Origin of the sequence: Bacillus paramobilis (genome assembly GCF_038096195.1) — a bacterium.
Lineage (GTDB): Bacteria > Bacillota > Bacilli > Bacillales > Bacillaceae_G > Bacillus_A > Bacillus_A mobilis.
This window is the reverse complement of the sequence record NZ_CP151108.1, coordinates 108,213-131,917: the sequence shown is the minus strand read 5'-3', so window position 1 is coordinate 131,917 and position 23,705 is coordinate 108,213. Positions and strand designations below refer to the sequence as shown.

Genomic DNA, 23,705 nt, shown 5'->3' with positions numbered 1-23,705 from the left:
CTTTATTTTGTCCTCATAAGTAAGTATATGAAATATGGTGCACCAATTACAGAAATAACAAGACCGACCGGTATTTCTGAAGTTGTTAACACGCTTCTTGAAATTACGTCTGCGAATAAAAGTAAAAATGTCCCTATTAGTGCAGCGGTAGGAAGCATAATTTGATGTTTACCACCAACAAGGCGCCTCGCCAAATGCGGAGCCATTAAACCGATAAAGCCAATCCCTCCGGCAACAGCGACAGATGCACCAGCTAAACAAACTGCAATAAATAATAATTTACGTCTTTCTTTTTCTACATTTAAACCAAGGCCAACAGCTGTGGAGTCGCCTAGGTTCATTACATTTAATATGTGTGCCTTACTAATTGCAAGTGGTAAGAAAATAACCATCCATGGAAGTACACTTAGCACGAACTTCCAATCTGTGCCCCACAAACTTCCTGCTAACCAAATCGTAGCAAAACGGAAATCGTTAGATGTCATCTTCATAGAAAAAATTAAACTAACAGCACCAAACCCGGCTGCAACAGCGATACCGACAAGTATTAATCTCGTTGATGAAACGCCGTCTTTCCATGCTAGTAAATAAATAATAACTGCTGCTAATATCGCACCAACTAACGCGAAGAATGGAAGGATAAATACAGATAAAAATGTACCAGTCCCAACTTTCCCGAAGAAAAAGTAAACGAATATAACAACTGTTAATCCCGCTCCAGCGTTAATACCGATAATACCTGGATCAGCAAGTGGATTTCGTGATAACCCTTGCAAAATCGCACCTGACATGGCTAAAGCAGATCCGACTAATATAGCAATAACCATACGTGGCATACGGAATTCAAATAAAATAACAGACTGATCTTCAGCCCCAAGTCCAACCAATGACCTTAATACATCCATTGGTGGTATTTTAAATGTCCCTGTATTTAAACTTACTAAAAATACAGTAACGATTAATCCTACTAAAATTGTTAAAATAGAAACGTTCTTTTTTGTTAAGACACTTGTCCTCACATTTTCCCTCTCCCTTCGTTACGTGCTAAGTAGAGGAAGAATGGAACACCAATTAGCGCTGTAATTGCTCCAATTGGCGTTTCAAACGGCGGATTAATAACGCGAGATAACATATCTGCACATTCAATTAACAGTCCGCCTAAGACCGCAGAACATGGAATAACCCATCTATAGTCTGAGCCTACAAGGAAACGAGTCATATGTGGGATTACAAGACCAACAAATCCAACCGATCCTGCCATAGAAACTGCAGAACCTGTTAGCACAAGAACAAGTACTGTCCCGATAAATTTAATTAATGTCGTATTTTGACCAAGTCCAATCGCAATTTCTTCACCGAAGCTTAAAATTGTAATATACCTCGACATCATAATTGCAATTAAGAGACAAACTAGACCAATCGGTACTAACATATTAATACTTTCCCATTTCACGCCAGCAACTCCGCCTGCATTCCACATACTCACCTCTTGGGCAAGGTTGAAATATAGCGCAATTCCAGATGAAATGGCCCCTAATAAAGCACTAATTGCTGCACCGGCTAAAGCTAATTTCACAGGTGTTAATCCACCTGGTGAAGAAGATCCAATTCCATATACAATGCTCGCTCCAAACGCAGCACCAATAAAAGATGCGATAACGAACATTAAATACGGTGAATTAGGGAAGAATGCATACATAATCGCAATTCCAAATACAGCCCCATCTGTAATCCCCATTAACGATGGAGAAGCAAGTGGATTTCGCGTCATACCTTGCATAATTGCACCTGATACCGCTAAAAAGGCACCTGCAACTACGCCCCCTATTGCTCTAGGCATGCGAAGTTCTTGAATTACGTTATGATGCGTAATAGAACCGTCAAACTGAAACACAGCTTGCCATACAGTCTTTAAACTAATATCTGCAGCACCAAACGAAATAGACAATGCCATGCTTAAAGCTAACAAAATTGTACCTGCTACTAAAATAATAGAAGCAACGAGCGGCCTGCTCTTAATCTCTTTAACATCCACATCTTGCTGTTCTATACTCCTTGCGCTCGCTTCCATCCCTCAACCATCCTAACCAACAACATATATTTAATTTAATGAAATGAAATTTATTCTCAAATAGTAATAAAAAAATTAAATGAATTGTTATTCTCCTGATAATGATTCTCAGAATCAGACACCTTCTATTCTACCTATCGCTTCCAAAGACTGTCAACTATTATTTTGAAATACAAATTCATATAGGTTGAGACCTTAATAAATAGATAATATCTATCTGGCATTAAATATTATTATCACCAATTAAGCTTTCACAGAATAAATCCTTCCTCTTTATGGGCATAAAAAAAGAAGAGTAATCTGTTCACTCTTCTTTTCCTTACTTATTTAACTTTGCTTCAATTTTTACAATTAATTCGTCTTCTGTTGGAGCCGCAACTGGACGGTTATTTACAAATGCAAATGATTTTTTACGACCAGGACCACAGTAAGACTGACATGCCACCTCAATTTTTGCACATGAATCTACCTTTTTTAACTTCGGAATTAACGTTTTAACGTTCGTTGCCTGACAATCATCACACACACGAAATTCGTTTCCCATTATATAACACTTCCTCTATTTTAAACTTTTCTCAAGTACATTTAAAAATAAACACTAAATGGTATTTTACCGCTCTTTGAAGCTCGTTGCAAGTTTCCTTGCGACGCTCTTTCCTCATATAATGCTACATTTTTATATGTTCTCCTACAGAAGCTTCCGTCATTCTTGGCAAAATTTTTTCCTTTCATCGAAATCTACCATATTTTTAAAAGCTTTGTATAAAAGCTCCTTTTTTTGCCCATTATAAAAATAGGAAGTTCATAAAAAGAAAGGGAGTTAAATCTATGAAAGTAAGACAAGATGCTTGGACAGATGAGGATGATTTATTACTTGCTGAAACTGTACTTCGTCACGTTCGAGAAGGAAGTACTCAATTAAATGCATTTGAAGAAGTAGGAGATCAATTAAATCGTACATCGGCTGCCTGTGGTTTCCGTTGGAATGCTGTTGTTCGCTATAGTTATGAACAAGCTCTTCAACTAGCAAAAAAACATCGTAAAGATAAAATGCGTGCTGCAAGCGGTGAACAAGCGAAAAAACGTTTACTTTATACACCACCAGCTTCAGAGGCGATAACTGATTATGAAGAATTTGTACAAGAGGAAGCAATTGTACAATATAAAGAAGCTATTCCATATCAAGAATCTACGGTTCCTGCTGCAAAGGGCTCTATGACAATGCAAGATGTTATTTATTTTTTACAAACAGTCGGATCTTCCAATATAAAAGTGACAGCCCTTGAAAACGAGAATACGAGATTGAAACAAGAAATCAAATCACAAATCCTTCGAAATGAAGAACTAGAAAAGAAACTAGAAAAATTAGAAAAACAATCTCATACTGTACAAGAAGATTACGAAACACTTATGAATATTATGAACCGCGCTCGTAAGTTGGCAGTTATGGATGACGAGGAACGTTCTCAAACATCTTTCCGAATGGATCGAAACGGTAATTTAGAAAAAATTGCAGAATAAAAAGGATGCATTGCATGCATCCTTTTTTGTTATTTCACTTCAACCATATGCACTTCTTCTACGTTAGAACCTCTCTTTATATCTGGGAAAATTTTTTCCTTTGGATTTTCTTTAAAAGCTGCTAATCCAATCGTTTTTACCGGTTCACTTATTTTTGCATATTCCGTATCACTAACAACCGCATACATATCTGTATATTTACGCGCATCACCAATTACTACATTACCTTCATACTTCATTTTCTTTCCATCAATTACTACATCTTTTTGTTCCTCTTTAGCAAATACAATTCCAGCTTCATCAGAAATAGCCGGCAATGCTTTAATTGGTTCTACATCTTCTTTCACTACTTTTTTCAGCATGTTTTCTTTTACCATCTTTTCAGCTGTTGTTTTATTCATAATTAAAACCTTTTTCTCATTAACAGTACCTAGTTTTGCTTCAAATTTATTTTGAGATTCAATTTTATCTTTATATTGATCCATTGTTTTTTGAACGCCTGTTTCATCTCCATACATAACAACGCCCTTTGCTTGTGGTGCAATCATATCCATAATAGAACAGCCACTAAATACGGCAGCCGACATAATCGCTACGAGTCCTAATTTAACTTTTTTCATCTGTATTCCTCCTAAAATCATCATTGCATCTCTTAGTTTAACTGTCGCAGCTCGTTTAACCAATTCACTTTCCTTACGATAACCTTACAATTCAGTAAGATTCCCTCTTAAAAACTACTTTCATTATTTTTTGCTATAATAGAGATTGTCATTTTAAAGATAAGGGGTTAGTTATATGAGCAATTCCCGTTCCATTTTATCTCAGCCAGAGTGGCGTATTGTAGATCAGTCTAGTTTGGGTCCAACATTCCATGCATTGCAGTCATTCGCAATGGATGACACATTATGCACAAGCATTGGAAACGGTCAATCAGCTGCAACAATGCGTTCTTGGGTTCATCACAATACAATTGTTCTTGGCATTCAAGATTCACGCCTACCACACTTAGAAGAAGGCATTTCCTTTTTAAAAGAAAACAACTTCAATGTTATCGTCCGTAATTCTGGCGGACTTGCAGTCGTACTGGATGAAGGTGTTTTAAACGTATCACTTTTATTCCAAGAGACGGAAAAAGGCATCGATATTGATCTTGGATACGATACAATGTGGCATTTAATTCAGGAAATGTTAAAGGATTACGATGTTACAATCGAGGCAAAAGAAATCGTTGGTTCTTACTGTCCTGGTAGCTACGATTTAAGTATTCGCGATCAAAAATTTGCTGGTATTTCACAGCGCCGTATTCGCGGCGGCGTCGCTGTCCAAATTTATCTATGCGCTACAGGGAGTGGCTCTGAACGTGCCGCACTCGTTCGTGATTTCTACAATCTAGCCATTCAAGGAGAAGAAACACGCTTTACGTATCCTGAAATTGTACCGAGTACGATGGCTTCACTTTCAGAATTACTTGGCGAAACCATTACAGTACAAGATTTAATGATGCGCCTTTTAAAAACATTACAGCAATTCGCTCCAAAGTTAACACCATCTCAATTAACAATAGATGAAATACCTTTATATGAGACGAATTTACAACGTATTATTGATCGTAATAATAAAGCACTTGGCTTAGAAAAATAAAGACCGTCGCTATTATAGCGACGGTCTTTATTTCAATTCATTATAGAATTAAAGTGCTTGAGCAGCTGTAATTAAAGCTAACTTGTACACTTCTTCTTCGTTACATCCACGAGATAGATCATTTACAGGCATGTTTAAACCTTGTAAGATTGGTCCTACTGCTTCGAAGTTACCTAAACGTTGAGCGATTTTGTAGCCAATATTACCAGCTTCTAAGCTTGGGAATACGAATACGTTAGCATCACCTTTAATTGTAGAACCTGGAGCTTTTTTCTCAGCTACAGATGGTACGAATGCAGCATCGAATTGGAATTCTCCATCTAAAGTTAATTCTGGAGCCATTTCTTTTGCAATGCGAGTTGCTTCTACAACTTTTTCTGTTTCTGGAGATTTCGCAGAACCTTTTGTAGAGAAGCTTAACATAGCAACGCGTGGATCAATACCGAATAGTTCAGCAGTTTTCGCACTCTCGATACCAATTTCAGCTAAGTCTTGGCTGTTTGGTGCAATGTTAATTGCGCAATCAGCGAATACATATTTCTCTTCTTCACGTACCATAATGAATACGCCCGAAGTTTTTGTAACGCCTGGTTTTGTTTTAATGATTTGAAGTGCTGGACGAACTGTATCAGCTGTAGAGTGAGCTGCACCACTTACTAAACCGTGTGCTTTGCCCATGTATACAAGCATTGTACCGAAGTAGTTTTCGTCTTTAAGGATTTTGCGAGCGTCTTCTTCAGTTGCTTTACCTTTACGGCGTTCAACGAAAGATGCTACCATCGCATCCATTTCTTCGTATGTAGCTGGGTCATAAATATCAACGCCTGCTAATGTTAAATTCAAGCTAGCAGCTTTTGCGCTAATTTCTTCTTTATTACCAACTAAGATTGGTTTTACTAACTCTTCTTTTGCTAAACGCCCTGCAGCGCCTAAAATTCTTTCATCAGTTCCTTCAGGAAGTACGATAGAAATGCCTTTTCCTTGAACTTTTTCTTTTACTGTTGTAAATAAGTTGCTCACGAATAAACCCTCCTACATATGTTAAAAAAACTCTATCTTTAAGAATACTGCTTTTCCTCTATATTTTAAACTTATAGCTCCCAAAAAATAGATAAAATGAAAATGATTATATTTTCATAAAATTCAGCCTAGAAATAAAGCCCCTTTAATCCTTATCTTCTCCTATTTTCACATAAATTTAAATGTGACAATTTTATGCGCCAAGGTTTTATATAGATGATTTTAAAACTATATATGCTATAGTTAACGTGTAAAACTATCATTAACTGAGGTGAATAGAATGAGTGAAGCAACAACAACGTTAGATGGCTGGTATTGTTTACATGATTTACGTTCTATTGATTGGGCTGCATGGAAAACATTATCTAGCGACGAACGCGGACAGGCAGTGTCTGAATTTTTAAATGTCGTTGAAAAATGGAACGAAGTAGCTGCTGCAAAAAAAGGCAGTCATGCAATGTATACAGTTGTTGGCCAAAAAGCTGATATTATGCTTATGATTTTACGTCCAACAATGGAAGAGTTAAATGAAATTGAGACAGAATTGAATAAAACAACATTAGCTGAATATATGGTTCCTGCATACTCTTACGTATCTGTTGTTGAACTAAGCAACTACCTTCCAGCTGATGAAGATCCATACCAAAATCCACAAATCTTAGCTCGCTTATATCCAGAACTACCAAAAGCAAATCACATTTGCTTCTACCCAATGGACAAGCGTCGCCAAGGTGATGACAACTGGTACATGCTTCCTATGGAAGAGCGTAAAAAAATGATGTACAGTCATAGCAAAATTGGTCGTCAATACGCAGGTAAGGTACGTCAAGTCATTTCAGGATCTGTTGGATTCGACGATTTCGAATGGGGCGTAACATTATTTGCTGACGATGTTCTTCAATTTAAAAAACTTATATATGAAATGCGCTTCGATGAAGTAAGTGCTCGTTATGGTGAATTTGGAACATTCTTCGTTGGAAACATTTTACCAGATGAAAAAGTAGAGAAATTTTTACACATATAAATGGTGAAAAGGAACGAAATTCGTTCCTTTTTTTATTCTTCTCTATATTTATCCCCAAAAACCTCCTTTTCCCTGCAATTTTGAACAAAAATCGACAAATTCTTTTCAAATTTCGTGTGAAATTGTAACCTTTTCATATCCAAATTTATGCTAAAATGGGACGAGCTACATGCTAATAACGATGCGAAGGTGATAATCTATATGAAGAAAATCTTGTCTATTTTACTAGCGCTTTTATTGTCAATTTCTTCCTTAGGAGTAACAACATCCCATGCGGAAGAAAAAATACATATTGAGGCAGCAGCTGCACTTCTATTTGATGCAGATACAGGAAAAATACTGCATGAACAAAATCCAGATGAATTACTAGCTATCGCTAGTATGTCAAAATTAATTGTTGTTTATGCCGTATTAGAAGCAATTAAAGAGGGTAAAATCACTTGGGATACAAAGGTAAACATTTCTGATTACGCTTATGAAGTTTCACGTAATAATGAATTCTCTAACGTTCCATTCGAAAAGGGACGTCAATATACTGTAAGAGAATTATATCATTCTATCGTTATCTTCTCTGCAAACGGATCTAGTATTGCCTTAGCAGAACTTCTTGCAGGAAGTGAGAAAAACTTCTTAAATCTTGCAAATGAACATGCAAAAAAACTAGGGTTAAAGAAATATAAATTTGTAAACGCTACTGGGTTAAACAACGCTGACTTAAAGGGAAAACATCCTGAAGGAACTGATCCGAATGGAGAAAATTCCATGTCAGCTCGCGATATGGGTATGCTTTCAAAAGCAATGATTACAAAGTATCCAGAAATGCTAGAGGATACAAAACAAAGATTTAGAAACTTCCCAGATAATCATCCGAAACCAATTCGTATGGAAAACTGGAACTGGATGTTACCAGGTGCCGCTTTCTCTTATGAAGGAACAGACGGTTTAAAAACTGGTAGTTCTGATACTGCTGGATACGGATTCACTATTACAGCAAAACGTGGTGAATTACGCCTTATTTCAGTTATTATTAAAACAAAATCAATGGACGAGCGTTTCACTGAATCTCGTGCATTAATTGAATATGGATTTAATAACTTTGAAAAACAAAAATTAAAAATTGATAAAAACAATACAATCCCTGTAGTACAGGGGAAAGAAGATCAAGTAACAGTTGCACCCGAGAAAGAAATAACGGTGATTACGAAAAAAGGGAGCAAACCCACTTACAAAATTGGGACGGAAGCAAGTAAATCACTTGCTGAAGATGGCCATTTAGTTGCTCCTATTAAGAAAGATGCCAAAGTAGGCTCAATTACTTTAGAATCAACTGATAAATATGGTTTCTTAGACGGTAGTAAAAGTATGAAAGTTACTGCAAAAACGACAGAAGATGTTGAAAAAGCAAATTGGTTCGTATTAACAATGCGCTCTATCGGTGATTTCTTCTCAAACTTATGGTCTAAAGTATTTTAATGATGAAAAGCTAGCTCATGCTAGCTTTTTTTATTTTCCTCTCTCAATGTAAAACTTCGTTTGGTTGTCATATCTGAGTCCTTTTCCTCATACGTATGAACTAGTAATTGTTCCACACTTCATCTAGAAATAACCTCTTTCCAAAAGGTATTCCAAAAAGAGAGGTGACACATAATGGGCGTTATTGCTTATAACGAAGAAGATGTAAAGTTATTAGCTAGACTGATGCGTGCTGAAGCCGAAGGAGAAGGGCAACAAGGAATGTTAATGGTCGGAAACGTAGGTGTAAATCGTGTCCGCGGAAATTGTTTAGATTTTAAAAAAATACGTAATTTACGTCAAATGGTGTATCAAAATCCTGGCGGTTTTGAGGCAACGCAAAAAGGGTATTTTTATCAGCGTGCAAGAGAACAAGATATCGCATTAGCAAGGCGAACGATTCAAGGACAACGTTTTTGGCCTGCTAACTTTTCCTTGTGGTTTTTTAGACCTGAAGGCCCTTGTCCACCAACTTGGTATAATCAACAAAACTCTGGTCGCTTCAAAAAGCACTGCTTCTTCCAGCCATCTGGCGAGGATTGTCCTGGCGTATATTAAGGATTGATAATGAGGAGGGATTTTTGAATGGCACAGCAACAAAACCCGTATTACGGAACAGGTTTCTATCAACCATCTGGAACTTACGTACAACCGCAACAAATGACCCCACAGCAACAGCAACAACAGCAAGCGATGCAACAACAAGCTGCGCAAGCTCAATATGCTGTTTCTCAAGGCATGTTACCATTAGAACAGTCGTATATTGAAAATATTCTTCGTTTGAACAAGGGCAAGCAAGCCACAGTTGTAATGACTTATGAGCGTGGTAGCTCACTCGGTACACAATCGTATACAGGTATTATCGAAGCAGCTGGTCGTGATCATATCGTAATTAGTGAGCCACAATCAGGAAAACGTTATTTACTACTAATGATTTACTTAGATTATGTAGAATTCCCAGAAGAAATTATGTATTTACCTAGTCAACAAGCAACTTATGCTCCAAGACCATAAAAAAAGCTGGCGTATGCCAGCTTTTGTTTTTTATAACCCTTTTACAACTGCAGTTCCGACTAAGATCCATGCCACGATAAACGCTACACCACCAAGAGGTGTAATTGGGCCAAAGAACTTAATACCTGTCGTACTTAATGCATACAAACTACCTGAAAACATAATAATCCCAGCTACCATAAGCCAGCCAGCAGTAGTTAAAAGTGATGATTGAATCTTATCCATTAATAAAGCAACTACGAATAGTCCACCTGCATGAAACATTTGATATGTAACACCAGTTTTCCAAACTTCTAACATTTTTGCAGAAACTTTATTTTCTAAACCGTGTGCTCCAAAAGCCCCTAACGCAACAGATAATCCCGCTGCAATACAACCTAGTAAAAAGAAAATTTTCATCTTAATTCCCCTTTTTTACCTTTATCATAAGCAATTTTTTCATATAAGCCAAACGATTTAATCATTAAAAATCAAATAATGAATTACCATTTGCACCTTCTTCTTTTATATACACAGGTTCTCCAGAAACTGGCATAACCGGTTGAACTGTCGTTATAGGCTGCGTTCCAATTACTTGCGATTGAATTTGCGGCTCTCTATACGTAGGAGATTCAGCCTGTTCATCTAATAGTAAATCACATAAAGCGCGCACAACTAATAAATGATCTTTTGATTTTTGCCCTTCACTACTTTTTGCCTTTGCAATTTCATTCGCCATTTTATTTAAAATCTTATCGCTCGATATTTGCATTCCTTATCACCTCGTACTTTGTAGTTCTTTCTCAAATTGTCCCAGCTTCTCTACTGAACCAAACACTATTATCATATCATGTTCTTGTAGTTTTTCCTGCCCCGTTGGATTATGTATAACATTCCCATTTCTCAAAATCGCTAAAATTGTTACATCAAATTGATTTCTCACATCACTCTCTAGTAACGATTTACTAGCTAAAATAGAACCCTCGCCGACTGCGATTTCTTCAATTACAAATGACTGCTCCACGCCATACAGTACTGTATCAATATAATGAACTGTTAGCGGATTCGCAATACCTTTTGCAATATGAATTCCTGCCATGCTAGATGGATTAATCACCTTATTTGCCCCAGCCCTCTTTAGTTTGTCTTCAGTTTCTGGTTTTTCTGCTCTTGCCACAATTTTAATTGCATCGTTTAATCCTCTTGCCGTTAATGTAATAAATACATTTTCAGCATCATTTGCAACGATAGCAACTAAACCCGCTGCCTTCGAAATTCCAGCATGATGTAACACTTGGTCTTCCGTTGCATCTCCGTGTACATACAAAAGTTTTTCCTTCTCTAATATGCTTTCATCTTTATCCACGACGACAAATGGAATTTTCTTTTCTTGCAATTCATGTACAACTTGAAGCCCTACTCTACCACAACCACATACAATAATATGATTTTGTAACTGCGCTATTTGTTTATCCATCTTCTTCCTCCGTACTGCATGAAATAAATTCCCTTCAATAATCATAGCTGCCACTACACCAATTGCATACGTAACAATACCGACGCCAACAGGTATGATAAGAAGCGCAAAAACTTTCCCTGCCTGTGTTACAGGAACGGCGTCTCCATATCCAACAGTTAATACGGTAATCATCGTCATCCAAAATGCTTGAAACAAACTAATCTCTTCAATTGTCATAAATCCTAATGTTCCTAGAATTACAACAAAAGTCATGCATATAACTGCTATCCATAATTGCTTACGTGCATTCATATCGTGTTTCAACTCTTTTCTCTATCTACAATCTTTGCCAGTGGAAATGAAATACATATATACTAGATACGGAATCTATGAAAGAGGTTGATATAATGAAAACATTTCTTTCCGCCTTACAATGGGCGCTATTTATTTTAGCTGGGAGCCTTATTGTACCAATTAGCGTCGCAACTAGTTATGGCCTCGATGGAGCTGAAGCTATTGCATTCGTACAAAGAACATTATTTGTTCTTGGCTTCGCTGGTCTACTGCAAGCTATTTTTGGACATAAACTTCCTATTCAAGAAGGTCCTGCAGGCCTTTGGTGGGGGATTTTCTCCCTTTATGCAAGTTTAGGTGTCGTATTATTTGGATCAAGCAATGAAACGCTTAAAGTCCTTCAATACGCCTTCCTATTAAGTGGTATCATTTGTATTATTCTTAGTGTTTTCGGACTCATCGATAAGCTAGTTCGCTATTTTACACCGACAGTCATTGGAACATATTTATTTCTTCTTGTCGCACAACTTAGTGGTTCCTTCTTAAAGGGAATGTTTGGCCTTGACGGACAACATACAGAAGTACAAGCTGACGTATTTATTCTTTCACTCATTGTTATTTTACTATCCTTTTTCATTATGAAGCTACCTATTATTGGACAATATTCCGTTCTTTTCAGTATTGTCTGCGGCTGGATATTATTTGCATGCTTCGGATTATCTAATCCAGTAACGCCTGTGACAGATGTAATCCGTTTTCCATCCCTATTTGTTTTCGGAATGCCTCGCATTGAATGGAACATGGCAATTACGGTAGTTTTCGTTACACTATTACTTCTAACAAATATGTTAGCAAGTATTCGTGTTGTGCAAAAGATTGTCTCTAAGTATGAAGAAGGTGCCGCACCAGATCGTTTCAAACAAGCCGGCATTATAACAGGAATCAATCAATTACTAGGTGGTCTATTCTCAGCTATTGGACCTGTCGCCATTTCTGGATCAGCAGGGTTTATTGCAACGACTAATATTTATAAGCGACTCCCATTTATGTTAGGATCGAGCTTTATTATTGCCGTTAGTATATTCCCAAAAATCACTTCATTCTTTGCAGCAATCCCAGTTGCAGTTGGTTATGCTGCTATCTATCCTGTATTTGCAAGTATGATTGGTCTAGCTTTCCGTGAATACGACACAGTACAAGATAAAGAACGATTATTTAAAGTAGCGGGTCTTTCCATCTTTACAGGAGTCGGAGTTATGTTCGTTCCAGCTGGAGCATTTTCTACGCTCCCACCATTTCTAGCATCATTTTTAAGTAACGGTCTCGTTCTTGGATCTGTAATGGCAATTTTGCTCGAAATACTATTTTCTCGTTCTACAGAAAAACAACTATCGTAAATTGGAAAACTTCCATTATTGCACTCTACCTTTAGAGTTGTTACGATAAATTATCATGGGCAATACGCTCATGGTAATTTATCTATTTCTTTCCGAAGAAGTTCGATGTCTTACTATTATTCCTTAATATCTTCATGAACATGTATTTCTATTTAAATAAAGAAGGGAATTTTCAATATGATTTATAAAATGATTGTTTTAGATTTAGATGATACTTTATTACGTGACGACCATACCATTTCACCTCGTACAAAAGAGGCTCTAATGACTGCACAAGAGCAAGGTGTAAAGGTTGTACTTGCTTCTGGACGTCCAACATTCGCAATGCGTGCAATCGCAAAAGAATTACATTTAGAGGAGTACGGTAGCTTTATTCTTTCATTTAACGGTGCAAAAATTATTAACTGTAAAACAGATGAAGAGTTATTCAGTAGTACGTTATCCCCTGAAATCGTTCACAGTCTATACGATATTAGTAAAGAAGAAAATGTATGGATTCACACATACATTGGTGACGATATTATCACCGAGAAAAACAACTCTTATACAGAAATTGAAGGTCAAATTACGGGTATGCCAATCATAGAAGTAAATAACCTGAAAGAAGCTGTACAACAACCAGTTGTAAAAGTATTAATGGTAGAAAATCCAGAACATTTACAAATGGTAGAATCAAAACTACAAAAACAACTAGAAGGCCAATTAAGCGTTATGCGTTCAAAACCATTCTTCTTAGAATTTACTGAAGCTGGTGTTACAAAAGGAACAAGCTTAAATCAATTAATTCAAACGCTAGGCATTAAGCGTGAAGAAGTTATCGCAATGGGCGATAGCTATAATGACCAGGCGATGATCGAATTCGCTGGCCTTGGTGTTGCAATGGGCAATGCACCAGATGATATTAAAGAAATTGCAAACTACGTAACAGATACAAATATGAATGATGGCGTTGCAAAGGTTGTAGAGAAGTTCGTATTAAAAAGAGAAGCGCTTGTTTAATATTTTCACTCATAAAACCTATTTGAAGTCAAACACTTCAAATAGGTTTTTATTTAAATTGTCCTGCTTTTGTGACTATATTTTGAACTTTGCACTATTCTCGTAGTGTAAAGTTTCTTTTTGTATATAATGAAACAAACTAGACTATTTTATTTTGAAAAAGAATACAAATTTACTATAAACAAGCATACGTTAAAGGAGGCTACTTTACATGTTATCTACACCAATCGGACGATTAAGAGCAATCGGACTCATTGAGGGGATTTCTTTCCTACTACTATTATTTGTAGCAATGCCATTAAAATATTTCGCAGGATTTGCAACAGCTGTTAAAATCACAGGCATGGCTCATGGCGTTTTATTTATTCTATTCATCTTTGCAGTAATTCAAGTAACAATCGTACACCGTAAATCAATTTTATGGGCACTTGGGGCATTTGTTTCATCAATTATCCCATTCGGTACGTTTGTACTAGATGCAAAATTAAAGAACGAACAACAATAGTAAAAAGGTAGTTAACGACTGTTAACTACCTTTTTTATTTACCCCGCATTAACGGGCAGTAAAACTCCCACTGATTAAAGTTTCACTTTACAAATTTGGAATTTCCCAATCAATTTCTCTCTCGCCCATATTTGCTAAAATCGTATTTACTTTAGAGTATGGCTTACTACCAAAGAAACCACGTCTTGCTGACAATGGGCTTGGATGTACAGATTCGATAATGTGGTGCTTCGTATTCGTAATTAACTTTTTCTTCGCCTGTGCATGACGTCCCCACAATATGAAAATAACCGGTTTTTCACGTTCATTTAATAGCTCAATTACGCGATCCGTGAAGTGCTCCCATCCTTTTCCTTTATGAGAATTTGCTTCACCTTGTCGAACTGTTAATACAGTATTTAATAGTAGCACTCCTTGCTCTGCCCATTTTACTAAATAACCATTATTCGGAATTTCATATCCATATTCATCTCGAAGCTCTTTATACATATTTAACAATGATGGTGGTGTTTTAATACCAGGTTGTACAGAAAAGCTTAAACCATGCGCTTGATTCGGTCCATGATATGGATCTTGTCCTAAAATAACGACCTTTGTATTTTCATAACTTGTATACTGAAGAGCATTAAATATATCTTCTACCTTCGGATAAACAACATGCGTACTGTACTCTTCTTTCAAAAAAACAGCTAACGTACGATAATATTCTTTCTCAAATTCTGACGCCAATAATGGTCCCCAATCATTCTTCAAAACATTTTCCATGACTTCACTTCCTGTCCAATTAATTCACCATATCCTGCTTTGTAAACACTACAAATGAAATAATAAGAGATACGACCGCCCAAACCGTTAAATTCATTAAAGAAAACCCCATCGATAAACCTTGTAATGCAGGCAATTTCCCTGATAAATAATCTGTTAACGATAAGTTCACACTAAAAATATATTTCGCACCTTCCCAAGATGTTGCGAATGAACTTAAAATGCCTCCTGCAATTAACGCGGCTAACATAACACCCATTCCAGCCGGCGTATTGCGAATTAAAACGGAAACCATAAATGATATAGTTCCGACAACGATAGCAACAAACCAAGCTAATCCATACGCCATCAAGATGTATTGCCACTGCGGAATAAGATGTACGAAGTTTGTATTTAGGTTCTCTTTATCAATAACAAACCCTGTTAAAACCGGTAAATTCCATCCCGAGTATCCAAATACAAGCCCGGATAATCCGTAAGCAAATACACCTACAAGAAGCAGTATGAGTGAAATGAAAAATAACATCGTCACGTACTTACTAAGGAGTATTTTCCAGCGCCGAATCGGCCGCGTGAGCAACATTTTCATCGTTCCATCACTTCTTTCTCCTGAAACAATGTCAATAGCGACAATCATGACAAGAAGCGGAATAAACAATGTAATTCCTTGCTCAATAAACGCCCTTACAAAAGTTGGTGCGCCCGGTGCCATCGGGTTAATATCATGATCTAAATAATATTGTTGCTGCTCCACTCTTACCTTCAGCCAATCCCGCCATTCTTCTGGTAGTCTAGAATTGTTCAAGCGGTTTTGAGAATCAACAATTTGTTGTTGCAGCGAAACTTTCCAATCCGTTGTACCTAGCCTTTTTTGTGTCGTTTCTACTTCACGATACTGCGCATACACAAAAAGCGGGATTAAAATTGCTAAAATAAGCATGACAACAAAAATACGTTTCTTACGATAAATTTTCTCCGATTCATTTAAAACTAGATTCGCAAATTCACGCATGCTGCTCACCCCTTGTGAGTTCAATAAATAAATCTTCTAGCGTAAATACAAGCTCTTTAACACTATGCACATCTATCCCGTTTTCTACAAAATATTTATTCCAATTACTTATAGATGTGATATCCATGCGGCATAATAATCGATGACCTTCTATACTTACTTCTCTTACTTCCTCAGCATCTTCTAGCATATCTTTCGCCTTAGAAATTGGTGTAACAATCCATTCTACACGATCACTTGCTGTTTTAATTAACTCTTCAACCTTGGCAACTGTTATCATTTTTCCTTTATGAATAATCGCAACCCGATCGCATATCATTTGTACTTCGCTTAGCAAGTGACTTGAAATAAACACACTCATATTTTCTTCTTTCACAAGCTTATGTATAAATTCCCTAAGTTCTCTAATTCCAGCTGGGTCTAAACCATTTGTTGGCTCATCTAAAATGAGCAATTTTGGATTTCCAAGAAGCGCTTGCGCAATGCCAAGGCGCTGTTTCATACCAAGTGAGTACGTTTTTACTTTATCGTGAATTCTTTCATCTAAATGAACCATTTGAGCAATTTCAATAATACGTTCATCTGATATATCACCTAGCATACGGGCAAATTGTTTTAAATTTTCCCATCCCGTTAAATATGTATACAGTTCTGGGTTTTCAACGATACTCCCAATTTGACGCATCGCTTCTCTGAAATTTTCCTTAATAGAATAACCACCGATAGAAATTGTACCTTCTGTTTCTTTAATCAACCCAACTAACATTCGAATGGTAGTTGTTTTTCCGGCGCCATTCGGTCCTAGGAAGCCAAACACTTCTCCTTGTTTTACATCGAAGGAAATATTCTCTACAATAGTCTTCTTTCCAATTACCTTCTTCACGTCTCGTACAGAAAGTATCGTCGTCATTTTACCCCTCCTTGTTCTAGTTTTAATTTACTCGCAACATTTTGAACTAATCGGTCTGCCATATATGTATACCCTACTTCATTCGGATGGAAATGATCGGAGTATAATAAATCTTTCCCGCGGTTTTGGAATAAATCAAATGTCGGTGTAATATAAACATTTTTATCATTTAGCGCTAATTTTTCTAAAGATGCATTCCAGTCTACAACAATATTTGAAGACCCTTTTAAATCTTCCACATCTTCAAAAGGATTGTATAAACCAAGCCAAAAAATAGGGCTATCTGTATTTAACTTACGAATTCCCTCTATAATTTTCTTCGCTTCATTCTGGAATGTTTCTGTATCAGGACGGTATGTTTCCAAATCTATTTTTCCGAGCGATTCCCAACCTGGAAATAAATCATTTCCTCCTATCGTTAAAACGATTACATCTGCTTGCTTAATTGAATATTGAGCGCCACTACTCTCCATTTGTTTTAATAAGTCAGGCATTTTTGCACCACTAACAGCTAAGTTAGTTAAAGCAACCTTTTGCTTATAATCTTTTTGTAAATCTTCTTTCATCCGTCCAATATAGCCAATTCCTTCTTTATCACCAACACCGCGTGTTAATGAATCACCTAGACTAACGATTTGTAACGTTCCCGTTTTCTTTTTCTCTTTTGCCACTACATCGGTCTTTTTAATTAAATTTGAAGCTTTCGGATTTAACACATCATTTACACCTGAAACAAAGCCATATGCAAATAAACAGAAAGATGCAATTGTAATGAGTAGAATTACTTTTACTACTTTTGATCTCATATCAAAACCCCTTTTAGCCCTCATAGATTGTCCATAATTATACCAAACGCAATTTTGAAAAGCGATTTTCACACCTTATCTATTATGTTGTTTCCCTATGTACTAATTCTGACAATAACTCTACGTGCTTTACATCTATTTTCTCATCATTAATCTTTTCATATAATAATTCAAATGCCTTCACACCAACATTTTTACTACAATATGAAATCGTCGTAATGCCTAAAATATCTGCCACATCTTGATCATCACAACCGATAATCGTAATATCTTCTGGAATACGAATGCCTTGTTTTTTCGCTTCCGTTACCATTCCAGCTGCAATATGGTTGCAAGATACAAGAAATGCTGTTGGTTTTACTGACATATGGGCCCATTCCCTAATCACATTACGCCCATCTTCCACTGTAAAACAGCCTTTAAACTTCCAGGCCTCTATCGGTGTTACAGCAATCTGTTGAAGCGAATCCTCATATGCTTGTTTTCTTCTCTGACTATTAATGCTATTACTTCTCCCAATGCAATATCCAATATTTGTATGTCCGACATCTATTAAGCTCTTCATCCCGCGCGAAAAGACTTTATAGTAATCAATATGCACACTCGAAATGGAATTCGAGTCTATTTCTTCACACATAACAATTGGACCAAATTTCGTATATTCTTCAAGCTTTTCCTTACTATTCGCTCGAGAACATATAATAACCCCATCAAGCTTTTTCATTTTTAACATATTCAAAATTTCTAGTTCTCTTTCCTCACTATAATTCGTCTGACAAAGCATCATATTATAATTATTCTTTGCTGTTTCCTTTGATATTCCCTCGATAATAGCACTATAATATTGATCATTTACGTGCGGTAATAACACGCCAATGACATTCGTTTTTCCTTTCACTAAATGAATTGCATTCACATTTTGCGTATAATTTAACTCTTCTATAATTGCTAAAATTTCTTTTCGTTTCTGTTCATTCACATATGGATGATTATTCAGTACACGTGAAACAGTTGAAACAGATACCCCAGCAAGTTCAGCAATCTTTCTTATATTCGTCATCTCATTTTCCCCTTCTCTGCAAAAATTCTCCCTTGACCTGGTAAGCTTTCCACAATATATCCTTTCCTAGCAAATACATTTTGAAAGGATATACAACTATGCTTCGATTCAAATTAGAATATATATTTTTCATTGGCGGTCTACTCACTCTCGCCATCGGTATTAATATGATGACAACAATTACTTCCTTTGGACTTAGCCCTTATGATTCCTTCTTTATTGCACTATATCAAAATTTCGGGATAAGTATCGGTTTTTGGATTTTCATGATTAATTTTGCTTTTACTCTTATCGTACTCTTTTGGAATAAAAAACAAATTACGATCGGTACAATTGTAACGATGGTTCTTATTTCTCTTTTTGTTGATTGGATTGGTTCCATTACAACTATTATGGACGCTATCCGTTCTCTTCCAAAATATATAACACTTATTTGTGGAAATCTATTCGTTGGAGCTGGGATTGGTCTTTACGTCTCTACCAACCTTTGCGCAGCACCTCAGGAAGCTTTCGTTTTAACGGTTGCTGAGAAAAAGAAGTGGACATTTAGAAGAACAGAAATTTCGTTAGCGTTTTTATTTTTAACATTAAGCTTCCTATTAAATGGACCTATCTATTTTGGAACAATCATCTTATCTTTTACAACAGGCTGGATTATCCAAGCATTTATTCAAGTTGGTACGCAGATTTTAAATAGAAAAAAACCTATTAAGCAGGCCGCTTAATAGGTTTTTTATTAGAGGAGATGCTACTTTGCATCTCCTTCAATTCGGTAATTTGCTTTCAAACAATCTATTTCTTCATACCCTTGCAACGTATGTAGAATATAATCATAATCAGCAAGAGATGCACGATGCGTTACAATTACAATTTCAGCTTTTCCTTTCTCTTCAAGTGGCATTTGAATAATCTTTTCAAAGCTAACACCACGCTCAGAGAACAATGAAGTAATTTTTGCAAATACACCAATTTCATCTTTTACATGAAGTCTTAAAAATTTCTTCACAACAATTTCGTCTGGCTCTTTTAATACCTTTTTATACTGCGGGGATACCGCACTATTTCCGTTTACACCTAATCGAATATTTTGCATGACAGCTACTAAATCTGAAACGACAGCTGTCGCTGTTGGTAAACTTCCTGCACCTGGTCCATAAAACATCGTTTCTCCAACCGCTTCACCGTACACATATACAGCGTTATATTCGTTTTGTACGGCCGCAAGGGGATGTGTATTTGGAAGTAACGTTGGTTCAACTGTAACTTCTAATTTTTCACCATCTCGCTTCGCAAGACCAATTAATTTAATCGTGTAGCCTAAACTTTTACTGTATTCAATATCTTCTTCTGTAATAGAAGTAATTCCTTTTACTTTCACATCTCCAAGCTCTACATTTGTAGAGAAACCAAGGGTAGCCAAAATCGTCATTTTTCTTGCTGCATCTAAACCTTCCACATCTGATGTTGGATCTGCTTCTGCAAATCCAAGTTGTTGGGCTTCTTTTAACACGTCGTTATATGCTCTCCCTTCATCTGACATTTTCGTCAAAATAAAATTTGTCGTTCCATTTACAATTCCCATTACTTTCGTAATAAGATCTGAAGAAAGTCCTTCTACGATACTTCGTAAAATCGGGATCCCTCCGGCTACACTTGCTTCATAAAACAGGTCTGCTTTATTATCTTTTGCTACTGCCAAGAGTTCCGCCCCATGTAACGCCATTAAATCTTTATTGGCAGTTACAACATGCTTCCCACTTTGTAAAGCTTGCAAAATATATGCTTTTGCATCATCAATGCCACCCATCACTTCGATGACAACGTCAATATTTGGATTATCTAAAATTTCATTTGCATCTTGTGTTAATAGAGTAGAAGGTACCTCTACTTCTCTCTCTTTTTCAATATTTTGTACTAGTACTTTCGTTACTTTCACAGGACAACCTACTTGGTGTATGAGTCGCTCTTGATGATCTGTAATAATACGAACTACACCGCTACCAACTGTCCCAAGACCTAATAAGCCAACTTGAATTTCCTTCATAATACTGTCCACCCCTTAAAAATTGTGTTTAGATGAAATTATATGAGTAAAAAATCTGAAAAACAATGTTTTTTGAACATTCGGAAAAATATAAGTTAATCTTTACAAAGAAAACGTTGCCACGTGTTACACAATCTTTTTTTATAATACATAAGGGGTTTCTTGATACACGTAATAATTCAGCCAATTAGAGAATAATAGATTCCCATGACTTCTCCACCTTACAAGCGGTTTCTCATTTGGGTTATTATGCTTAAAATAATTTTTCGGCACATCAATATTTAACCCTTTGTCGCGGTCTCGTTCGTATTCTTCTTTTAACGTATCACAACTATATTCACTATGCCCGAGCGCAAACACTTGCCTTCCTTCTTGCCCAATAACAAGGTGAACACCCGCTTCCTCAGAGTTTGCTAATAATGTTAATTCTTTCACCTCTCTAATATCACTCTCTCTTACTTCTGTATGACGAGAATGCGGGGCAAAGAACAATTCATCAAACCCTTGTAATAATTTCACATGTTGCTCACGGACTTCATGTTCAAATACACCGAACATTTTTTCCTTAAGCGGATACTTTGGAACGCCATAATGATGATACAAACCAGCCTGTGCCCCCCAGCAAATATGAAGCGTAGATGTTACATTCTTTTTTGAATACTCCATAATATGTTTAAGCTCTTCCCAATAATCTACCTCTTCAAAAGAAAGAGTTTCAACTGGTGCTCCTGTAATAATAAGTCCATCAAATTTCTCATTCTCAATATCACGGAATGTTTTATAGAAACTCGTTAAATGGTCCTGTGCTACATTACGGGACAAATGTGATTCCATGTGAAGTAAATGAACATCTAATTGCAACGGTGTGTTGCCAATTAAACGAAGTAATTGCGCCTCTGTTTCTTGCTTTGTAGGCATTAAATTTAATATAGCAATTTTCAATGCCCGGATATCTTGTGTTTCTGCTCGCTCCTTCGTCATTACAAAAATATTTTCCTTCTGCAACACTTTGCGAGCCGGTAAATCTTTATCAATTATGATTGGCATGTTCTTTGCCTCCGACTAGCGCTGCTTCTAAATCTGCAATAATATCAGAAACATCTTCTATACCGACTGATAAACGAATTAAATCTGATGTAACGCCAGCTAAACGCTGATCTTCTGCACTTAATTGTCTATGCGTTGTGCTAGCAGGATGTATAACGCAAGTTCGTGCATCAGCTACATGCGTTACGAGAGTTGCTAGTTTTACATTTGCGATAAATTCTTTCGCTGCTTCTAGTCCTCCCTTAATGCCGAATGTTAAAACACCACTAGCACCTTTTTTCAAATACTTTTGTGCTAACGAGTAATTTTCATTGCTATCTAATCCCGGATAATTCACCCATTCAATACGTTCATGGTTAGCAAGCCACTTAGCAACTGCGAGGGCATTTTCACTATGACGCTCCATTCGTAAATGCAACGTTTCTAAGCCGATATTGCTAATATACGCATTGAATGGGCTCATACAGTTTCCGTAGTCTCTTAATAATTGAACACGCGCCTTCACAATATAAGCTGCTGCACCAAAATTTTGAACGTAACTTACGCCGTGATAACTTGGATCCGGTTCAACAAGTTCAGGATATTTCCCATTTGTCCAATCGAAGTTCCCTCCATCAATGACAATGCCGCCTAAAGAGCTTGCATGACCATCGATATATTTCGTCGTAGAATGAACGATAATATTTGCCCCGTGCTCGAATGCTTGGCATAAATAAGGAGTTGCTAATGTATTATCCACGATAAAAGGTACTTCTAACTCTTTCGCTGCATCTGAAAACTCTTTGAAATTTAAAACGTTCATTGCTGGATTTCCTAACGATTCTGCATAAACAAGTTTCGTCTTATCATTAGCAAGGGCCACAATTTCATCAGCAGTTAAATTCGGATTAAAGAACGTAACATCAATACCAAGCTTACGCAAACTCACTCCAAATAAATTAAACGTCCCGCCATAAACTGTGGAAGAACAAAGCAAGTGGTCTCCACTACTACAAATATTTAAAACAGCAAGCATAATAGCAGCCTGGCCAGAAGCCGTTGCAACAGCTCCTACACCACCCTCTAAATCCGCTAGCTTTTGCTCAAATGCAGCTAAAGTAGGATTTCCAATACGCGTGTATATATATCCTTCTGCCTCTAAGTTAAATAAGGCCGCTAAATCATCCGAAGTATCGTATTTATACGTTGTACTTTGATAAAGCGGTAAAACACGCGGTTCACCATTCTTTGGCGTATAGCCACCTTGCACACAAATTGTTCCTTTTCCCCATGATTCTCCCATCTCTCATTCTCCTTTCTTCTTATACAAAATAAAAAAACTGCTCCTTTCCTGAAAACAAGAAAGGAGCAGTTTGAAAACACGCTCTAAAGGCTCTTTCTTATCTTTCAGGATTATTACCTGCAGGATTTGGCACAATTCCGTTATACGGCTGTTGCCAAGGTTTCATCGGGCCTGTCCCTCCACCTTTTCTTGATAAGACTATGCAATTACCGTTGATTTTATAGCAATAATTTCCTAATGTCAATCAGTTTTTCTGAATGTTCTAAATTAACTACAAAGAATTTGACATGCATAACAAAAGAAATATATTCCATATCCATTTGAAAAAGACCTTTTAAAACCC

The 23,705-nt window shown here is 36.6% G+C and carries 26 protein-coding genes and 1 riboswitch; of the genes, 10 read left to right on the top strand and 16 right to left on the bottom strand.

Annotation, left to right across the window (positions count from 1 at the left end; all coding sequences use genetic code 11):
• Positions 1-2: 2 nt before the first annotated feature.
• The 3 genes from AABL52_RS00630 to AABL52_RS00620 all read right to left on the bottom strand — a co-directional run bounded on the left by AABL52_RS00630 (position 3) and on the right by AABL52_RS00620 (position 2,615).
• On the bottom strand, positions 3-1,019 hold the full coding sequence (locus tag AABL52_RS00630) for a FecCD family ABC transporter permease (protein WP_341518747.1): 1,017 nt from the start codon (positions 1,017-1,019) through the stop codon (positions 3-5).
• Positions 1,016-2,071: a FecCD family ABC transporter permease gene (locus tag AABL52_RS00625; protein ID WP_341518746.1), complete on the bottom strand. Its 1,056-nt coding sequence runs from the start codon at positions 2,069-2,071 to the stop codon at positions 1,016-1,018. Before AABL52_RS00625 ends, AABL52_RS00630 begins: the two co-directional genes overlap by 4 nt.
• 319 nt (positions 2,072-2,390) lie before the next feature.
• On the bottom strand, positions 2,391-2,615 hold the full coding sequence (locus tag AABL52_RS00620; protein ID WP_073517724.1) for a DUF1450 domain-containing protein: 225 nt from the start codon (positions 2,613-2,615) through the stop codon (positions 2,391-2,393).
• Between the two features lie 284 nt (positions 2,616-2,899).
• On the opposite strand from AABL52_RS00620, the gene AABL52_RS00615 reads away from it, so the two are divergent.
• Positions 2,900-3,592, top strand: a complete 693-nt coding sequence (locus tag AABL52_RS00615; protein ID WP_000868363.1) for an RsfA family transcriptional regulator — start codon at positions 2,900-2,902, stop codon at positions 3,590-3,592.
• A gap of 29 nt (positions 3,593-3,621) precedes the next feature.
• Here the strand turns inward: AABL52_RS00615 and AABL52_RS00610 are convergent, their stop codons facing one another.
• A complete protein-coding gene (locus AABL52_RS00610) occupies positions 3,622-4,212 on the bottom strand; it encodes a lipoprotein BA_5634 family protein (RefSeq protein WP_341518745.1) in 591 nt (196 codons plus the stop codon).
• Positions 4,213-4,387: 175 nt separating this feature from the next.
• On the opposite strand from AABL52_RS00610, the gene AABL52_RS00605 reads away from it, so the two are divergent.
• Positions 4,388-5,233, top strand: coding sequence for a lipoate--protein ligase family protein (locus AABL52_RS00605; protein WP_000071956.1), 846 nt, complete (start codon positions 4,388-4,390; stop codon positions 5,231-5,233).
• Positions 5,234-5,281: 48 nt separating this feature from the next.
• Here AABL52_RS00605 and pta read toward each other — a convergent pair whose 3' ends face one another.
• Entirely contained in the window at positions 5,282-6,253 is a 972-nt protein-coding gene (gene pta, locus AABL52_RS00600) for a phosphate acetyltransferase (RefSeq protein ID WP_341518744.1), read from the bottom strand.
• Between the two features lie 280 nt (positions 6,254-6,533).
• Between pta and hemQ the strand changes: the two genes are divergently transcribed.
• From hemQ to gerQ, 4 genes are all read left to right on the top strand, one after another.
• Positions 6,534-7,277 carry a hydrogen peroxide-dependent heme synthase gene (hemQ, locus tag AABL52_RS00595; RefSeq protein ID WP_016085417.1) on the top strand — a complete coding sequence of 248 codons (744 nt, stop codon included), beginning with the start codon at positions 6,534-6,536 and terminating at the stop codon, positions 7,275-7,277.
• A gap of 201 nt (positions 7,278-7,478) precedes the next feature.
• Positions 7,479-8,750 carry a serine hydrolase gene (locus AABL52_RS00590; RefSeq protein WP_098405338.1) on the top strand — a complete coding sequence of 424 codons (1,272 nt, stop codon included), beginning with the start codon at positions 7,479-7,481 and terminating at the stop codon, positions 8,748-8,750.
• Positions 8,751-8,924: 174 nt separating this feature from the next.
• Positions 8,925-9,347: a cell wall hydrolase CwlJ gene (gene cwlJ, locus AABL52_RS00585; protein ID WP_000538163.1), complete on the top strand. Its 423-nt coding sequence runs from the start codon at positions 8,925-8,927 to the stop codon at positions 9,345-9,347.
• A gap of 27 nt (positions 9,348-9,374) precedes the next feature.
• Positions 9,375-9,803 (top strand): spore coat protein GerQ, encoded by a 429-nt coding sequence (gene gerQ / locus AABL52_RS00580; RefSeq protein WP_016085415.1) that lies wholly within the window; start codon positions 9,375-9,377, stop codon positions 9,801-9,803.
• 30 nt (positions 9,804-9,833) lie between these two features.
• On the opposite strand, the gene AABL52_RS00575 is transcribed toward gerQ, so the two are convergent.
• From AABL52_RS00575 to AABL52_RS00565, 3 genes are all read right to left on the bottom strand, one after another.
• Positions 9,834-10,202, bottom strand: coding sequence for a DUF423 domain-containing protein (locus AABL52_RS00575; RefSeq protein ID WP_000688322.1), 369 nt, complete (start codon positions 10,200-10,202; stop codon positions 9,834-9,836).
• 64 nt (positions 10,203-10,266) lie between these two features.
• Positions 10,267-10,554, bottom strand: a complete 288-nt coding sequence (locus AABL52_RS00570; protein ID WP_016085414.1) for a YwdI family protein — start codon at positions 10,552-10,554, stop codon at positions 10,267-10,269.
• Positions 10,555-10,560: 6 nt separating this feature from the next.
• Positions 10,561-11,553 (bottom strand): potassium channel family protein, encoded by a 993-nt coding sequence (locus AABL52_RS00565; RefSeq protein ID WP_341519679.1) that lies wholly within the window; start codon positions 11,551-11,553, stop codon positions 10,561-10,563.
• Between the two features lie 95 nt (positions 11,554-11,648).
• Between AABL52_RS00565 and AABL52_RS00560 the strand changes: the two genes are divergently transcribed.
• The 3 genes from AABL52_RS00560 to AABL52_RS00550 all read left to right on the top strand — a co-directional run bounded on the left by AABL52_RS00560 (position 11,649) and on the right by AABL52_RS00550 (position 14,436).
• Entirely contained in the window at positions 11,649-12,932 is a 1,284-nt protein-coding gene (locus tag AABL52_RS00560; protein WP_016085412.1) for a purine/pyrimidine permease, read from the top strand.
• 177 nt (positions 12,933-13,109) lie between these two features.
• Positions 13,110-13,931, top strand: a complete 822-nt coding sequence (locus tag AABL52_RS00555) for a Cof-type HAD-IIB family hydrolase (protein ID WP_341518743.1) — start codon at positions 13,110-13,112, stop codon at positions 13,929-13,931.
• Positions 13,932-14,142: 211 nt separating this feature from the next.
• On the top strand, positions 14,143-14,436 hold the full coding sequence (locus AABL52_RS00550; RefSeq protein WP_016085410.1) for a DUF3817 domain-containing protein: 294 nt from the start codon (positions 14,143-14,145) through the stop codon (positions 14,434-14,436).
• An 87-nt stretch (positions 14,437-14,523) separates the two neighbouring features.
• Here the strand turns inward: AABL52_RS00550 and AABL52_RS00545 are convergent, their stop codons facing one another.
• The 5 genes from AABL52_RS00545 to AABL52_RS00525 are packed head-to-tail and all read right to left on the bottom strand — an operon-like array spanning position 14,524 to position 18,989.
• Positions 14,524-15,201, bottom strand: coding sequence for a uracil-DNA glycosylase (locus AABL52_RS00545; RefSeq protein WP_341518742.1), 678 nt, complete (start codon positions 15,199-15,201; stop codon positions 14,524-14,526).
• Positions 15,202-15,220: 19 nt separating this feature from the next.
• A complete protein-coding gene (locus AABL52_RS00540) occupies positions 15,221-16,213 on the bottom strand; it encodes an ABC transporter permease subunit (RefSeq protein ID WP_016085408.1) in 993 nt (330 codons plus the stop codon).
• Complete coding sequence (locus AABL52_RS00535) at positions 16,206-17,123, bottom strand: ABC transporter ATP-binding protein (RefSeq protein ID WP_000207735.1); 918 nt, start codon at positions 17,121-17,123, stop codon at positions 16,206-16,208. Before AABL52_RS00535 ends, AABL52_RS00540 begins: the two co-directional genes overlap by 8 nt.
• Positions 17,120-18,001: a GDSL-type esterase/lipase family protein gene (locus tag AABL52_RS00530; RefSeq protein WP_141524245.1), complete on the bottom strand. Its 882-nt coding sequence runs from the start codon at positions 17,999-18,001 to the stop codon at positions 17,120-17,122. The genes AABL52_RS00535 and AABL52_RS00530 overlap by 4 nt, the downstream gene beginning before the upstream one ends.
• A 10-nt stretch (positions 18,002-18,011) precedes the next feature.
• The gene (locus tag AABL52_RS00525) at positions 18,012-18,989 is read right to left on the bottom strand and encodes a LacI family DNA-binding transcriptional regulator (RefSeq protein WP_341518741.1); all 978 of its coding nucleotides are present in this window, start codon (positions 18,987-18,989) and stop codon (positions 18,012-18,014) included.
• 98 nt (positions 18,990-19,087) lie between these two features.
• Here AABL52_RS00525 and AABL52_RS00520 point away from each other — a divergent pair, with 98 nt between their 5' ends.
• Positions 19,088-19,714, top strand: a complete 627-nt coding sequence (locus AABL52_RS00520) for a YczE/YyaS/YitT family protein (RefSeq protein WP_098872557.1) — start codon at positions 19,088-19,090, stop codon at positions 19,712-19,714.
• A gap of 23 nt (positions 19,715-19,737) precedes the next feature.
• On the opposite strand, the gene AABL52_RS00515 is transcribed toward AABL52_RS00520, so the two are convergent.
• The 3 genes from AABL52_RS00515 to AABL52_RS00505 form a co-directional block, all read right to left on the bottom strand.
• Complete coding sequence (locus AABL52_RS00515) at positions 19,738-21,033, bottom strand: homoserine dehydrogenase (protein WP_000659102.1); 1,296 nt, start codon at positions 21,031-21,033, stop codon at positions 19,738-19,740.
• Positions 21,034-21,174: 141 nt separating this feature from the next.
• Positions 21,175-22,080 carry a homoserine O-acetyltransferase MetA gene (gene metA / locus AABL52_RS00510; protein WP_001121545.1) on the bottom strand — a complete coding sequence of 302 codons (906 nt, stop codon included), beginning with the start codon at positions 22,078-22,080 and terminating at the stop codon, positions 21,175-21,177.
• Complete coding sequence (locus tag AABL52_RS00505; protein ID WP_341518740.1) at positions 22,064-23,362, bottom strand: bifunctional O-acetylhomoserine aminocarboxypropyltransferase/cysteine synthase; 1,299 nt, start codon at positions 23,360-23,362, stop codon at positions 22,064-22,066. The genes metA and AABL52_RS00505 overlap by 17 nt, the downstream gene beginning before the upstream one ends.
• Before the next feature lie 94 nt (positions 23,363-23,456).
• A riboswitch (SAM riboswitch) is annotated at positions 23,457-23,561 on the bottom strand.
• Positions 23,562-23,705: the final 144 nt, after the last annotated feature.

What these genes read in the sequence shown, in the direction of transcription:
- AABL52_RS00555 (WP_341518743.1), top strand. Translation starts at nt 13,110, where the DNA reads ATGATTTATAAAATGATTGTTTTAGATTTAGATGATACTTTATTACGT.
- cwlJ (WP_000538163.1), top strand. Translation starts at nt 8,925, where the DNA reads ATGGGCGTTATTGCTTATAACGAAGAAGATGTAAAGTTATTAGCTAGA.
- AABL52_RS00515 (WP_000659102.1), bottom strand. Translation starts at nt 21,033, where the DNA reads ATGAAGGAAATTCAAGTTGGCTTATTAGGTCTTGGGACAGTTGGTAGC.
- AABL52_RS00590 (WP_098405338.1), top strand. Translation starts at nt 7,479, where the DNA reads ATGAAGAAAATCTTGTCTATTTTACTAGCGCTTTTATTGTCAATTTCT.
- AABL52_RS00620 (WP_073517724.1), bottom strand. Translation starts at nt 2,615, where the DNA reads ATGGGAAACGAATTTCGTGTGTGTGATGATTGTCAGGCAACGAACGTT.
- AABL52_RS00505 (WP_341518740.1), bottom strand. Translation starts at nt 23,362, where the DNA reads ATGGGAGAATCATGGGGAAAAGGAACAATTTGTGTGCAAGGTGGCTAT.
- gerQ (WP_016085415.1), top strand. Translation starts at nt 9,375, where the DNA reads ATGGCACAGCAACAAAACCCGTATTACGGAACAGGTTTCTATCAACCA.
- AABL52_RS00540 (WP_016085408.1), bottom strand. Translation starts at nt 16,213, where the DNA reads ATGCGTGAATTTGCGAATCTAGTTTTAAATGAATCGGAGAAAATTTAT.
- hemQ (WP_016085417.1), top strand. Translation starts at nt 6,534, where the DNA reads ATGAGTGAAGCAACAACAACGTTAGATGGCTGGTATTGTTTACATGAT.
- AABL52_RS00545 (WP_341518742.1), bottom strand. Translation starts at nt 15,201, where the DNA reads ATGGAAAATGTTTTGAAGAATGATTGGGGACCATTATTGGCGTCAGAA.
- AABL52_RS00570 (WP_016085414.1), bottom strand. Translation starts at nt 10,554, where the DNA reads ATGCAAATATCGAGCGATAAGATTTTAAATAAAATGGCGAATGAAATT.
- AABL52_RS00625 (WP_341518746.1), bottom strand. Translation starts at nt 2,071, where the DNA reads ATGGAAGCGAGCGCAAGGAGTATAGAACAGCAAGATGTGGATGTTAAA.
- AABL52_RS00615 (WP_000868363.1), top strand. Translation starts at nt 2,900, where the DNA reads ATGAAAGTAAGACAAGATGCTTGGACAGATGAGGATGATTTATTACTT.
- AABL52_RS00565 (WP_341519679.1), bottom strand. Translation starts at nt 11,553, where the DNA reads ATGAATGCACGTAAGCAATTATGGATAGCAGTTATATGCATGACTTTT.
- AABL52_RS00520 (WP_098872557.1), top strand. Translation starts at nt 19,088, where the DNA reads ATGCTTCGATTCAAATTAGAATATATATTTTTCATTGGCGGTCTACTC.
- AABL52_RS00560 (WP_016085412.1), top strand. Translation starts at nt 11,649, where the DNA reads ATGAAAACATTTCTTTCCGCCTTACAATGGGCGCTATTTATTTTAGCT.
- AABL52_RS00550 (WP_016085410.1), top strand. Translation starts at nt 14,143, where the DNA reads ATGTTATCTACACCAATCGGACGATTAAGAGCAATCGGACTCATTGAG.
- AABL52_RS00605 (WP_000071956.1), top strand. Translation starts at nt 4,388, where the DNA reads ATGAGCAATTCCCGTTCCATTTTATCTCAGCCAGAGTGGCGTATTGTA.
- AABL52_RS00610 (WP_341518745.1), bottom strand. Translation starts at nt 4,212, where the DNA reads ATGAAAAAAGTTAAATTAGGACTCGTAGCGATTATGTCGGCTGCCGTA.
- AABL52_RS00575 (WP_000688322.1), bottom strand. Translation starts at nt 10,202, where the DNA reads ATGAAAATTTTCTTTTTACTAGGTTGTATTGCAGCGGGATTATCTGTT.
- metA (WP_001121545.1), bottom strand. Translation starts at nt 22,080, where the DNA reads ATGCCAATCATAATTGATAAAGATTTACCGGCTCGCAAAGTGTTGCAG.
- AABL52_RS00525 (WP_341518741.1), bottom strand. Translation starts at nt 18,989, where the DNA reads ATGACGAATATAAGAAAGATTGCTGAACTTGCTGGGGTATCTGTTTCA.
- AABL52_RS00535 (WP_000207735.1), bottom strand. Translation starts at nt 17,123, where the DNA reads ATGACGACGATACTTTCTGTACGAGACGTGAAGAAGGTAATTGGAAAG.